Source organism: Micromonospora sp. NPDC004704 (genome assembly GCF_053601675.1).
This window is the reverse complement of the sequence record NZ_JBSGCD010000004.1, coordinates 1-12,733: the sequence shown is the minus strand read 5'-3', so window position 1 is coordinate 12,733 and position 12,733 is coordinate 1. Positions and strand designations below refer to the sequence as shown.

Genomic DNA, 12,733 nt, shown 5'->3' with positions numbered 1-12,733 from the left:
TTGCGACCTGTCTGGCCGGAACACCGAGTCTACTGATCCAGGAATGGTCGAAGGAACGGGTGAGCGGCGCGATCATCAGCATCCCGCTCGACAGAAATGCCCGTCCGCCAACGCGGCGTGACCGACGAGCAGGCATGGCCATCCACTCCGGCATGTACCGACCCCGGAAATCCGGGCACACTTCCTGTACCCCTCGGAGGGTCGGCCACAGCTACAAACCCCAGCTCAGACCCCCACGCGAGTCTTGGCACCCTACAGCCACACGATCGTTCGTCCACCGGTACCGCACGGTGCGCCTCCTGCGACAGCGACGCCGGGCACCTCGCGTACGAGGTGCCCGGCGCGTGGCTGCCGAGGAATCCGTGGGTCCCGATCACGATTTTCTTCACGCGTTGCCCTCTGTCGTTGCCGGTTCGCCATTGGGCGTGAATTGTCCGGTGCTCAACCGGGCGTCTCGGCCAAGTGCTTCCGGCGACGGTTGCTGTCGGAGGACGTGTTTGGTCGCCCGAGCACCGAGCTGCTCTTTGCGGGAGCGGGGAGCCCCGGGTTTTCTTGACTCGCGGGGTTGAGTGGTTCAGGCCGCTCCGGCGCAGGTACACCGGGCGCGGCGAGGGCGACCGCAAGCGGTGATCTTTTCCTGATTCCGGGCGCTTGTCCCGTGCTGGGCTGCGCGGTACGGAGCGGTGCCGGCTACGCGTCGACACCGCTCTGTCATCCTCGTCCCGTACTAGCCGCCGGCGACCGCGCCGACCTCCCACAGCCGCGCGAAGTTGGCGGCGTACGCGTCGACGATGCTGCGATGGGAGGGCTCGACGGTCGCTTCGTCGTTGCGTTGCAACGACGTGGCGTTGAAATTATGGCTGCCGGTCAAAACCCAGCCCCGGCCCGAGCCGGGACCGGCCGGGTCGCTGACCACGATGTACTTGGAGTGGATGCGGCCGGCGGGAGTCGACCCGTCGAGCACCCGGCGCTCGATGCCGGCGGCGTCGAGCGCGGCGGTGACCGCATCCTCGGCCAGACCATGCACGACGCGCACCTGGCAACCCGCAGCCTTCAGCCTGGCGAGTTCGTCGACGATCGCGAGCCGGGTGCCGTCCCATTCGGACTGGCCAATCTCTACCCTGGTACGGCCCTTGGTCTTGCAGCTCACCTGGTCGAGCCGCGCAGCGATCGGGTCCCGGTCGGCAACCGGATAGAACTGAGCGGTGACCTTGCCGCCCGGCATTTCGCTGGTAATCGTGGTGTCGTAGTCGGGGTTCTGTACCTCGGCGGCAAGGTCGTCGAAGTACTCCACGAGCACCTCTGGGTGGAGGCAAACGACAAGGGCACCTTCATTCGGCTCGGCGAGCACGCCTTGCGCGTGCGTACCGACGATGACGAGGTGGACCTCGCCTACTACTTCATCGACAGCGAAGCCGCTGCTTCATCACCCGAGCGGCTCACGTACCTCCTGCACGACGCGTGGCCGCTGCCCGCCAGCGCCGCCGCGCCAGGGACGGTCTTCAACCATGACGTACCAGTCCGTACCGTCCGACGGGTAGGGCCCAAGCCCGACTCTGTCTTCTCGGTCCGTCTGTCCTGGGATTCACCCGATACGGACCGCAATCTGTCAGCTTGGCGCGGCAGCCTGGACCGCGGCACGGTCCAACGCGAGAGGAAGCAGACCGGCCAGTTGGGTGGCGGCAACGTTCCGCCCCGGCGCGAGCATGACCACCACGTCGCCCCGGCGCCCGACCACGCGGTCCTTGGCGAGGTACGCCTCGTCTCCACGCGGGGTCGGCAGTGGCTGGCCGGCTCCCTTGCCGATCACCATGAGGACTCGCCCGGCCCGACCCCGTATCACGCTGACCGAGACCGTGAACGTACCGGTCAGGTCGTTGAAGTTGGCGGCCGTGTAACGCGGGTCGCCGCGGTAGCTGGAGGTCCGGTCCGGCCGCACCTGGCGCCCCACCGCGGCGCTGAGTTCGTCGGCGGTCAGCAGCGGCTCGGCGACGTCCCCGGCCACGGTGCCCGCGCCGGGAGAGCCGTCGGCGAGCTCCGGCGCGGGAGTCGCCGCCCGCGACACGGTGACCTGCTTGACGCGACGGGTCCACCGGCGCACCTGGGCGGTCACCACGTCACCCAGCTCGCACTGGCCGGAGATCTCCTTTGGCAGGATCCAGGCCCGGGTCTGGTCGGACCGGCCGTCGTCGATGACGAGGTAGTAGTTGATTGGTGTCCGGTCGGTGCTCTCGTCCGAGCTGTGGTACTGCCACATCTGGTACCAGACCACCTCTCCCGAGACGGTGACCGTGCTCGCCACGTCGGCGAAGACCCGAATCATCGTGTACGTCGCGTAGCCGAGCAAGGCGAGTCCGACGAGGAGGATGCCGAGCGTGATCAGGTCGAGTTCGGCAAAATTGCGCCACGGCTCGAACCACTGGCCGAAGAGGAAGTGGAGCGGATCGTCGGCCGGGTCGACCGGCAGGCTCGCCTGGCGGGCCGCTGCCGGCCCGACGATGCCGACGAGCGCCCAGCCGAACCAGCCGGCGCCCACGGCCCGGACAAAGGGCCAACCGAGCGGCTGACCGTACCGGGGCAGGGTGTTCGGGTAGCTGACCCCGACCTGGCGCCAGGTGCCCCCGTACGCCGACCAGATGCGACTCCGGTCCGCCAGGCCGAGGTGGATGACCTCCGACGCCCCCCGGGTCGCGCCGAGCGCGGCCCCGTACGACAGGTAGCGGTGCCAGACCGTCACGGCTGCCGGGGGCAGGTCCGCGAACGCCTCGTGCCCGGCCAACCAGTCGCGCAGGCCGAGCCAACGAGCGGCGACAGCCCGGCCCAACGGGGTGTCGCGCTCGCCCATGTTCCGCCGCGCGATGCCGAAGAGGACCATGATCGTGACGAAGAAGGCCGCGCCCACACCGCCCCAACGGTCGTCTTCCTGGGTCCGGGACAGATAGTGGTAGGAGCCGGCGGCGACGCCCAGCGCGGCGAGGGCGCCGAGCAGACTGAGCGCGACGACCAGGCCCTTGGGGAACCGGCGCCGGGTCAGGCCGAGCCGGCGGGCCTCGTCGATGACCGCGCGGCGCAGCGAACTGGCCCAGAGACCGGCGCGCTTCTCGTCGGCGAAGGCCAGGGCGGTCAGCGGTACCAACCCACCGACCGCGCGCTCGACCACCCGGTTGAGGACCTGGCGCTCGTATTCGGTGAGCCCGTCGGTACGACCCGTCGGGTGCACGGTGCTGTCGCGCGGATCCGGGCCGGCCTGCCGCAGTTCCAGATAGCCCCGGGCGGCCAGGTCGAGCAGGGTCGCCTCGGCGGCGTCGACGGTGAGGCTCCACCGGTTGGCCAGCAGGTTGACCACCGCCGGGGACTCCGGGCCGGGCAACGTCATAGAGGCCGGGGCGGGGGCAACGTCGGCCGGCCGGGTGAGCAGCCAGGCGGCCCAAAAGATGATGGCCCAGCCGAGCAGGCACACCGCCGGCAGTCCCAGCTCGATGGCCAGGTCAACGGAATTCATCACGTGGCTCCAGTGTTCGCCAGGATCCTCAGAACCGCACCGCGACGTCGACACGTTCGTCGCCCGCCGCCTCGAAGTACGGCTCGGCCCGGAACCCGCCCAGACCGGCGATGATGTTGACCGGCAGCGTCTGCACCGCCGTGTTCAGTGACTGGACCGCGCTGTTGTAGAACTGCCGGGCGTACGCGATCTGGTTCTCGGTGCCGGCCAGTTCGCGTTGGAGTTCGACGAAGTTCTCACTCGCCCGCAACTGCGGGTACGCCTCGGCCACCGCGAACAACCTGCCGAGCGACCGGGTCAACGCGCCCTCGGCGGCGACCCGTGCCGGCGTACCACCCGGCGCCCCCGTCGCGGCGACCCGAGCGGCGGTTACCGCCTCCAGCGTCGCCCGCTCGTGGCCGGCGTACCCACGTACCGTCTCCACCAGGTTCGGGATCAGCGAGTGGCGCCGCTTGAGCTGGACGTCCACCTGCGCCCACGACGCCCGCACCTGGGCCCTCAGCCGTACAAGCCGGTTGTAGCCGCGTACCGCGGCGACCAGCAGGACGATAACCAGCAGGACCAACCCCGCCAGCACGCCCACCACCAGGCCAGAATCCACCGGAACCGCCTCTTCGCTCAACCAGGTCGCCCGAGCATCCTCGGCGACCGCCAACACGATCTGCCATGCAGTTGTCACGGGGTTGGCCGCCGGTCATCCATCCGATAACTCCGTACGGTCGCCCCGGCACCGAGTTTGGGTGCAGTCCCGGGCCCGGCCCGGCCCGTACGCGGATGCCGGCACGAACTGGTGAGTCAGAGGGGGTGTTCGAGAGGGCGATGGCAGAGCGTCACGACTGCCCCTCGCGTGAATGGGAGGTGGTTGTCAACCAAACGCGACGGAGGTCGAACGGTCACCGAGTCGGCAAGTAGACCCGGGACGCTACACAGACAGATGCATCTCAATGCGAGGTTCAGCATTGTTCGGAACCAGGTCACAACCAGAACGGCTCGTTACCGGAAGTCCGGTAACGAGCCGCTGACCTGCTGGTCTAGCTGGTGGGCGATACTGGGTTTGAACCAGTGACCTCTTCCGTGTCAAGGAAGCGCGCTCCCACTGCGCCAATCGCCCTCGCATATCCTTGCCGAGGTGGAGACGGGATTTGAACCCGTGTACACGGCTTTGCAGGCCGTTGCCTCGCCTCTCGGCCACTCCACCGAGGTTGCCCCCGACGTGCGTGGCGGCATCTCCGAGCGGACGACGGGACTCGAACCCGCGACCCTCACCTTGGCAAGGTGATGCGCTACCAACTGCGCTACGTCCGCTTGTCTCCGGTGTTTCCTGGTGACGGATGAGAACTTTAGCCGAGCGCGCGAACATGTGCCAAATCGGGGGTGGCCGTGGCGGGTCGGTCCGCCCCTCGTTGCGCCGTTCCCGCAGGTGAGGGCCGTACGAATCGGGCAGGGGCGGTGTGCCCGGACAGGTACGAACCACACTCCGTAAGGCATCCTAGGAACCTGGTTTGGAGGGAAGGTCGTACGGATGGTGGATGGGTGAGGGTCTGAAAGGAGGTATGGGATGGGCGGTTGGATCGGGGGATTTCCGCCAACATGTCCGGGGGTCCCGGGTCCGGGGCAGGCCGGACCCGGGACGACGAGCCGGACTACTTCGGGGCGTTGAGGTCGTCCAGCGCCTTGTCTGCGCCCCGGTGCAGCGGCACCGGGGTGGTCTTGCGGGCGGTCTCCAGGCTGATCTCCCTGGCCGCCGCGTTGGCCTGTTCGAGCTGCGGCTTGCGGTCGAACAGCGCCTTGGTCAGTACGCAGACCAGGTTCGCGTCGAGGTCGTCCTTCACCAGCAGCAGGTTGGGCACCACGATGGTCCGTACGGGGGCGGGGGTGCCGTAGGTGGCGGCCGGGATGGAGCCTTCCTCGTACACCGGGTTGATCTTTTTCATCTCGGACAGCAACGGGGTGATGTCCAGGAAGGCGACCTGGTCCCTGGAGGTGGTGAACAGGTCGGTGATGCCGGGGGTGGGGAGTCCACCGGACCAGAAGAAGGCGTCGATCGAGCCGTCCTTGACCCCGTCGACGGTCTTGGTCAGGTCGAGCCGCTGGGCCTGGATGTCCTGGGCCGGATCGAGGCCGGCCGCCTCCAGCAGCCGGTTGGCGATCACCTCGGTGCCCGACTTCGGGGAGCCGGTGGAGATCCGCTTGCCCTTCATGCCCTCGACCGAGGTGATCCCCGAGCCGGTACGCACGACCACCTGGGTGTAGTTGGTGTAGATCCGGGAGAGCGCCTGCACCGGCTGTGCCTGGCCCTCGAAGCTCCCCGTCCCCTGGACCGCGTCGGCGGCGGTGTCGGCCAGTGAGAACGCCACCGCGTAGCTCCCGGCCACCAACTGCTGGATGTTCTGCACCGAGGCACCGGTCTCGGCCGCGGTGGCCTTGACCTTGCCGTCGGTGGCGGTGGTGATCTGCTCGGCGTAGGCGTTGCCGAGCGCGAAGTAGACACCGGTGGAGTTGCCGGTGGCGATGCCGATCCGGGTGTCTGCGGCGACCTCGCAGCTCACCTCTCCGCCGGCGTCGGTGGTGGCCCCGTCCTGCCGGCCGCCACAGCCGACCAGGCCGGTCAGTCCGAGGCCGACCGTCGCGATTCCCGCGACGACCCTCGTGGCACGGTTCATGAACTCTCCTTCTTCCGGGGTGATCGGTCCGGTGGAGGGGCCGACCGGGCCGTTGACCTGATCTCGCCGGCTTCCTCGACCGGATCGGCCGCCCCGGCCGCCCCCGCCTTACCGGCTCCCCCCGCCGAACCGCCCGACCGGCGTGCAGCCACCGGCCCCGTTCCCCCCGCCGATCCCACCGCCTCCGTTCCCGGATCCACCGCCGCCGCCGACGACCCCGCAACCACCGCCACCGAGCCCGGCCCCGCCTCTGCTGTCCGCCGGTCGGCGCGGCGGCGGGCCACCGCCAGGGCGGCGGCACCGGCGAGCAGCGCGGCACCGGCCCCGATCGAGACCGGGTGCAGGTAGAGCAGGAGCAGTCCGGCCAGCCCGGCGAGGATCCGGCCGGCGGTGCCGACCGGGCCGATGCCGAGCAGCCAACCGCCGCTCGCCGCGGCCACCGCGGCGATGCCGAGGCAGGCGACCACGGCGGTCCAGAGCACACCGAGCACCGGTCCCCGACCGAGCAGGTATTCACCCGGCCCGGTCAGGACGAAGGCGATCGGGGCGAGGAAGGCCGGTAGCGCGTACTTCAGGGCCTGCCACATGGTGGGCACGGTCCGGCCGCCGGTGATCGCGGCGGCGCCGACGGCGGCGAGCGCGGTGGGTGGGGTGACCTCGGAGAGCACCGAGTAGTAGAAGACGAACATCGCCGCCGCGGGAGCCGGTACGCCGAGTGCCAGCAGGGCCGGCCCGATGATCACCCAGCCGATGATGAACGAGGCGGTGACCGGTACGGCGAGTCCGAGCAGGGCGAGCGCGACGGCGGCGAAGACGACGGTGAGTGCGAGCACCACCGCGGGCCGGTCGGCCAGGGTCTCCGCGGCGCGGACGAGCAGACCGGCGAACTGTGCCCCGAGTCCGGTCTTGGTGGTGGTGGCGGTGATGATGCCGGCGGCGCCGCAGACCGCGACGACCGGGAGCACTCCGCGTACGCCGGTGACGAGGGCGGTGAACAGGCGATCGGGGGTGAGCCATCCTCGCCGGTCGAGGAAGGAGAGCGCGAACGCCAGTGCGGTCGCGTACACCACCGAGCGGGTGGCGCTGACCCCGACCGCGAGCAGCACCACGATCACGATCAGGGAGGAGAAGTGGTAGCCGAACCGGAGCAGGAGCCGGCCCGGCGAGCCGGCGACGACCTCGACCGCCCGTACCCCGAACCGGCGGGCGTCGATCTCGACGGCGAGCAGGATGCCGAGGTAGTAGAGCAGGGTCGGGATCATCGCCCAGCCGAGCACGGTCAGGTAGGACACGCCCAGGTACTCGGCGACGATGAAGGCGGCGGCGCCGAGGGTGGGTGGGGAGAGGATGGCACCGACACCGGCGGCGGCGAGCATGCCGCCGGCCTGTTCGGGCGGGTAGCCGGCGCGGCGCAGGATGGGCCAGCTCACCGCCCCGACGCTGACGGCGGTGGCCGTACCGGATCCGGAGACCGTGCCGAGCAGGAAGCCGGCGGCGACGGCGGTGCGACCGGCGGCGCTGCGCGACCGGCGGAAGGCGGAGACCGACAGGTCGACGAAGAACCGGCCGGCGCCGGAGAGGTCGAGTACGGCCCCGTAGATGGTGAACAGCACGATGTAGGTGGCGGCGACGTCGAGCGGGGTGCCGTAGAAGCCGCTGCCGGAGTTGTAGAGGGCGTCGACGATCTGGGCGAAGTCGAGTCCGGCGTGGGCGATCGCCCAGTGCTGGGGCAGCAGGCCGCCGTAGTAGCCGTAGCCGAGGAAGAGCAGGCAGACCACGGGCAGCACCCACCCGGTGGTGCGCCGGCAGGCCTCGATCAGCAGGGCCAGGAGCAGGGCGCCGAGCAGCACGTCGGTCGGTGCGAGCAGCCCCTGCCGGTCGAGGAAGGCGTCGTAACCGCCGCCGGCCCCGGCGATCGGGACGGGCAGCACCGGGTAGAGGCAGACCAGCAGGGCCAGTCCGGCCAGCAGCCAGTCGCCGACCGTTGGCCCGGCGCCCGTGGGCGGTTCCGGCCGGTCGGCCGGGTCGCCGGGCGGCGCCGGTCCGCGCCGGGGCAGCCGCGTCGGCCACCGCAGGCCGGACCGGTAGGCGAGGAAAACCAACGGGAGTACGCCCGCGAGGAAGATGATCAGGTAGTACTGGCTGCCCTGCGACAGTGGCCGGAACACCTGGGCCAGTACGAGCAGCGCGACGGTGAACGCGGCCACGGCGACCACGGTGGCGGCCGGGCCGGTCAGTTCCCTGGCCGGGCGTTCCTCGTCGTCGTAGACCACCGTCGCCGGTTGCTCCACCATCGACGGTCGTGCGGATTCGTCCCGCTTGTTGTCGGCCGTTGGTGGGACGGGGGCCTGACCCTCGGGCATGTGCGGACCCTACTACGAGCCACCGATGAACTCCGATACCTTCACCCGATAGAGATCAATGCCTACCGCCGGGTACGGGACTGAGCTGGCGATCCCACACGGGGTCACGAGCCAAAGACCGTCAGTATTGGTGACTTACCGTATTCACATCGATAGGTTAACGTAGCCGCGTGACGAGACGCGCGGCCGAGATCCGCCTAGATGCGCTGCTGCGTACCGCCTGTGCGGTGATCAAGGAGCGCGGGTTGGCGAACACCCGTACCGCCGACGTGGCCCAGGCCGCCGGGGTGAGCCAGGCGCTCGTGTTCTACCACTTCGCCACGAAGGAGCGGCTGCTCGCGCAGGCGTTCGCGTACGCGGCGGAGCAGGATCTGGCCCGACTCGACGCGGTGGTCCGGTCCTCGGCCGGCCCGCTGGAGAAGCTCCGGAAGATCCTCAAACTGTACGCACCGACCGGCCGGTCGAAGTCGTGGGGAATGTGGATCGACGGCTGGTCGGAGTCCCTGCGTACGCCCGAGCTGGAGAAGGTGTCCCGGCGGCTGGACCTGCGCTGGCGGGAGGACCTCGCCGACATCATCGCGGCCGGCGTGGACGAGGGCGTGTTCGTCTGTGACGATCCGGGCGGCGCCGCCTGGCGGATCAACGCGCTGATCGACGGGCTCGCGGTGCAGTCGGCGGTGCACGACCGGGTGATCTCCCGCCGCCTGCTCTCCGAGTGGGTCCACCTGGCCACCGCACGCGAGCTCGGCCTGTCCCCCGAACAGCTGGACGGCTGACCGCCGGACGGAAAGACCGGCCGCCGGACGGAAGACGGAGCAGAATCGGGTCCATGGATCTGCTGCAGACGTACCGGCGCAGCCTGGACGAGTTCACCGACCGGGTCGCCCAGGTCGGGTACGACCAGTGGGCCCTGCCCACCCCGTGCGGCGACTGGGACGTACGCGCACTGGTGAACCATGTGGTCGTCGAGGACCGGTGGACCGTCCCGCTGCTGGCCGGTGCGACCATCGAGCAGGTCGGCGACCAGTTCGACGGTGACCTGCTCGGCGACGACCCGGCCGGCACCGCGCAGGACGCCGCGGCCGCGGCCGAGCGGGGCGCGAGCGAACCCGGAGCGCTCGACCGTACGGTGCACCTCTCGTTCGGGGACACCCCGGCGAGCGAGTACCTGCACCAGCTCCTGGCCGAGCACCTGGTGCACGGCTGGGACCTGGCGGTGGCGATCGGGGTCGAGCCGAAGCTGGACGCCGAGGCGGTACGCGAGTGCGCCCGCTGGTTCACCGAGCGGACCGGGATGTACCGGCAGGGCGGCCTGGTCGCCTCGGCGGTGCACGTGCCGGAGAATGCCAGCGAGCAGGACCGGCTGGTGGCGGCGTTCGGGCGGGATCCGGACTGGGCTCCGGGCGACTGAGACGACCGGGACGTCGGCGGGATTTTTCGGGCCCCGAATGAAACGATTCATCCCGTCGACCTCCTGGCCAGCGGAGTTCGATGAATGTTTCACGGCCGTGTCCATTTCGTTGACAGGACCTCCGACCGCCGGTACGTTCCCCGTCATTGAATGGTTTCACGCGCGCCGCCACGGGAGTGCGCCGCCCCTGCGGCGCAGGCGTCACGAGCCGATCGGATTGCTACGCCATGACGACTGACACACTGCGCCGGCCGCCCCCCGGGCCCGCCGATCCGACCGCCAAGGCGGGGCGCAACCGCCCGCGCTACCGGCGCCACCGGCCCGGCATCGCGTACCTTTTCCTCTCCCCCTGGGTCTGCGGCGCGCTGCTGCTCACCCTCGGGCCGATGCTCGCCTCGCTCTACCTGTCGTTCACCGACTACGACCTGTTCACCAGCCCGAACTGGGTCGGCCTGGAGAACTACAAGCGGCTGTTCACCGACGACGCCCGGTTCCTCGCCTCGGCCAAGGTCACCGCGACGTACGTGCTGATCTCCGTACCGCTGAAGCTGGCCGCCGCCCTGGCGGTGGCGATGCTGCTCAACAACGCGCGGCGCGGACAGGGTTTCTACCGGTCCGCGTTCTACGCCCCCTCGCTGCTCGGCACCGGGGTGGCGATCGCGCTGGCCTGGCGGGCCCTGTTCACCGACAACGGCGTGGTCGACTCGCTCACCGGCCAGGTCGGCTGGGACACCGGCGGCTGGATCAACGAACCGGACTACGCGATCTACGTACTGATCATCCTGGCGATCTGGCAGTTCGGCGCCCCGATGGTGATCTTCCTGGCCGGGCTCAAGCAGGTCCCGCAGGAGCTGTACGACGCCGCCGCGGTGGACGGTTCCGGCCGCTGGCGCACGTTCCGTTCGGTGACCCTCCCGATGCTCTCCCCGATCATCCTGTTCAACCTGGTGCTGGAGACCATCCACGCGTTCCAGGCGTTCACCCCCGCGTTCATCGTCAGCGGCGGGCGGGGCGGGCCGAGCAACTCCACCCTGTTCTACACGCTCTACCTCTACGAGCGCGGGTTCTCCCAGTTCCGGATGGGCTACGCCTCCGCGATGGCCTGGATCCTGCTGATCACCGTCGCCGTCATCACCGCGCTCTTCTTCGGCACCTCCCGCCGCTGGGTCTTCTACGCCGGGGAGAACAAATGACCACCTACCCGCAGTCCCGCACCACCGGCAGTCGGCTGCGCGGGCTCGGCTGGCACGCGCTGATCATCGCCATGCTGTTGCTGCTGCTCTACCCGATCGTGTGGCTGCTCACCGCGTCGGTGAAACCGACCGACGAGATCCTGTCCAGCCTGGACCTGTTCCCGACCCGGTTCGTCCCGGAGAACTACTCCACCGCGCTGGACGGCATCGCCGGGATCAGCGTGTGGCGGTTCTTCGGCAACTCGCTGATCGTCGCGGTCGGCGCGGTCCTGGGCAACCTGATCTCCTGCTCGCTGGCCGCGTACGCCTTCGCCCGGCTGCGGTTCAAGCTGCGCGGGCCGCTGTTCGCGCTCACCCTGCTGACCATCATGCTGCCGTACCACGTGGTGCTGATCCCGCAGTACACGATCTTCCAGAAGCTCGACCTGGTGGGCACCTTCGTCCCGCTGATCCTGCCGAAGCTGCTGGCCACCGACGCGTTTTTCATCTTCCTCATGGTGCAGTTCATCCGTGGCCTGCCCCGGGAACTCGACGACGCCGCCGAGATCGACGGCTGCGGCCCGGTGCTGACCTTCCGGTACGTCATCCTGCCGCTGCTCAAGCCGGCCCTGGTCACCACGACGATCTTCACGTTCATCTGGACCTGGAACGACTTCTTCAGTCAACTGGTCTACCTGAACGACCCGGAGACGTACACGCTGCCGCTGGCGTTGCGGCTGTTCATCGACCAGACCAGCGAGTCGGCCTTCGGCCCGATGTTCGCCATGTCGGTCCTGAGCATCGTGCCGGTGGTGCTGTTCTTCCTGGCCTTCCAGCGTTACCTGGTGGAGGGCATCGCCACCTCCGGGCTGAAGGGCTGAGCCGATGACCGGACCCGAGGACGACATCCGCCGCACCCCGGCACCGCAGCGGTTCGGTGGGTTCGCCGCCGGACTGGCCCGGCTCTCCGAGGTGCTGGTCCTCGGTCTGCTCACCCTCGTCGCCGCGCTGCCGCTGGTGACCGCCTACGTGGCGGTCACCGCGGCGGTGACCGTACTGCGCGATCGCGCCGACGACGGTGCGGGCGTCACCGTACGGGGCTACCTGCGAGCACTGCGCGCCACGGCGGGCAGCGGCTGGTGGCCGTACCTCGTGCCGGTCGCCCTCGCCGCGGTGCTCACGCTCGACGCGGCCGCGGTCGGCGCCGGACTGCCCGGCGGCCGGATCATCGGCCCGGCGCTCCTGCTCGCCACCGCCCTGCTCGCCGCGACAGCACTGCGCGCGGCGGTCGTCTGGCACCCGCACACCGGTTGGCCAGCCGCAGCCGCATCGGCCGTCGACCGCACCCGATCCGACCCGACCGGCACCGCGCTCCTGCTGCTCGCCCTGATCGCCGTGGCCCTGACCGCCTCGATGGGACCGATCCTCTGGCCCCTGCTACCCGGCCTACCGGCACTGGCCGCCGTGGCGGTAGACCGCCGCCGCCCCACCCCCTCCCCCGCCGCAACCCTCGCCACCACCACCAGGACCGGCACGGACTAGGAAATCGCGTGACCAGCCAGGGTTCGGGCCCGCCGTGACCGGCGAGGGGATCAAGCGTGACGGCCCTCGCCGGGCACGGC

The 12,733-nt window shown here is 69.8% G+C and carries 10 protein-coding genes and 3 tRNA genes; 5 read left to right on the top strand and 8 right to left on the bottom strand.

All coding sequences use genetic code 11. From position 1 onward, the window contains the following. Positions 1–727: 727 nt before the first annotated feature. From ACWEFB_RS06380 to ACWEFB_RS06345, 8 genes are all read right to left on the bottom strand, one after another. Positions 728–1,294: a phospholipase D family protein gene (locus tag ACWEFB_RS06380; protein ID WP_452282813.1), complete on the bottom strand. Its 567-nt coding sequence runs from the start codon at positions 1,292–1,294 to the stop codon at positions 728–730. 315 nt (positions 1,295–1,609) lie between these two features. Further along, positions 1,610–3,502, bottom strand: coding sequence for a DUF2207 family protein (locus ACWEFB_RS06375; RefSeq protein ID WP_452282811.1), 1,893 nt, complete (start codon positions 3,500–3,502; stop codon positions 1,610–1,612). A gap of 28 nt (positions 3,503–3,530) precedes the next feature. Further along, complete coding sequence (locus ACWEFB_RS06370; protein WP_452282809.1) at positions 3,531–4,181, bottom strand: LemA family protein; 651 nt, start codon at positions 4,179–4,181, stop codon at positions 3,531–3,533. 357 nt (positions 4,182–4,538) lie between these two features. Continuing rightward, positions 4,539–4,613: transfer RNA gene (locus ACWEFB_RS06365), tRNA-Val, on the bottom strand. 16 nt (positions 4,614–4,629) lie between these two features. Continuing rightward, positions 4,630–4,700 (bottom strand) — tRNA-Cys (locus tag ACWEFB_RS06360). Positions 4,701–4,734: 34 nt separating this feature from the next. After that, positions 4,735–4,807, bottom strand: a tRNA-Gly gene (locus ACWEFB_RS06355). 338 nt (positions 4,808–5,145) lie between these two features. After that, positions 5,146–6,165: a TAXI family TRAP transporter solute-binding subunit gene (locus ACWEFB_RS06350; protein ID WP_452282807.1), complete on the bottom strand. Its 1,020-nt coding sequence runs from the start codon at positions 6,163–6,165 to the stop codon at positions 5,146–5,148. Then, positions 6,162–8,528: a TRAP transporter permease gene (locus tag ACWEFB_RS06345; RefSeq protein ID WP_452282805.1), complete on the bottom strand. Its 2,367-nt coding sequence runs from the start codon at positions 8,526–8,528 to the stop codon at positions 6,162–6,164. Before ACWEFB_RS06345 ends, ACWEFB_RS06350 begins: the two co-directional genes overlap by 4 nt. 170 nt (positions 8,529–8,698) lie before the next feature. Here ACWEFB_RS06345 and ACWEFB_RS06340 point away from each other — a divergent pair, with 170 nt between their 5' ends. From ACWEFB_RS06340 to ACWEFB_RS06320, 5 genes are all read left to right on the top strand, one after another. Then, positions 8,699–9,304 carry a TetR/AcrR family transcriptional regulator gene (locus ACWEFB_RS06340; RefSeq protein ID WP_326560049.1) on the top strand — a complete coding sequence of 202 codons (606 nt, stop codon included), beginning with the start codon at positions 8,699–8,701 and terminating at the stop codon, positions 9,302–9,304. Positions 9,305–9,357: 53 nt separating this feature from the next. After that, positions 9,358–9,939, top strand: coding sequence for a TIGR03086 family metal-binding protein (locus tag ACWEFB_RS06335; RefSeq protein WP_326560050.1), 582 nt, complete (start codon positions 9,358–9,360; stop codon positions 9,937–9,939). Positions 9,940–10,166: 227 nt separating this feature from the next. Then, a complete protein-coding gene (locus tag ACWEFB_RS06330) occupies positions 10,167–11,132 on the top strand; it encodes a carbohydrate ABC transporter permease (RefSeq protein ID WP_452282803.1) in 966 nt (321 codons plus the stop codon). Continuing rightward, positions 11,129–11,992, top strand: coding sequence for a carbohydrate ABC transporter permease (locus ACWEFB_RS06325; protein WP_326560052.1), 864 nt, complete (start codon positions 11,129–11,131; stop codon positions 11,990–11,992). Before ACWEFB_RS06330 ends, ACWEFB_RS06325 begins: the two co-directional genes overlap by 4 nt. Positions 11,993–11,996: 4 nt before the next feature. Continuing rightward, positions 11,997–12,653, top strand: a complete 657-nt coding sequence (locus tag ACWEFB_RS06320; RefSeq protein WP_452282800.1) for a hypothetical protein — start codon at positions 11,997–11,999, stop codon at positions 12,651–12,653. The last annotated feature ends 80 nt before the right edge of the window (positions 12,654–12,733 follow it).

Bases quoted from the DNA above. Each gene is read 5' to 3' on its own strand.
- ACWEFB_RS06375 (WP_452282811.1), bottom strand. From the start codon at position 3,502: ATGAATTCCGTTGACCTGGCCATCGAGCTGGGACTGCCGGCGGTGTGC.
- ACWEFB_RS06350 (WP_452282807.1), bottom strand. From the start codon at position 6,165: ATGAACCGTGCCACGAGGGTCGTCGCGGGAATCGCGACGGTCGGCCTC.
- ACWEFB_RS06345 (WP_452282805.1), bottom strand. From the start codon at position 8,528: ATGCCCGAGGGTCAGGCCCCCGTCCCACCAACGGCCGACAACAAGCGG.
- ACWEFB_RS06335 (WP_326560050.1), top strand. From the start codon at position 9,358: ATGGATCTGCTGCAGACGTACCGGCGCAGCCTGGACGAGTTCACCGAC.
- ACWEFB_RS06330 (WP_452282803.1), top strand. From the start codon at position 10,167: ATGACGACTGACACACTGCGCCGGCCGCCCCCCGGGCCCGCCGATCCG.
- ACWEFB_RS06325 (WP_326560052.1), top strand. From the start codon at position 11,129: ATGACCACCTACCCGCAGTCCCGCACCACCGGCAGTCGGCTGCGCGGG.
- ACWEFB_RS06320 (WP_452282800.1), top strand. From the start codon at position 11,997: ATGACCGGACCCGAGGACGACATCCGCCGCACCCCGGCACCGCAGCGG.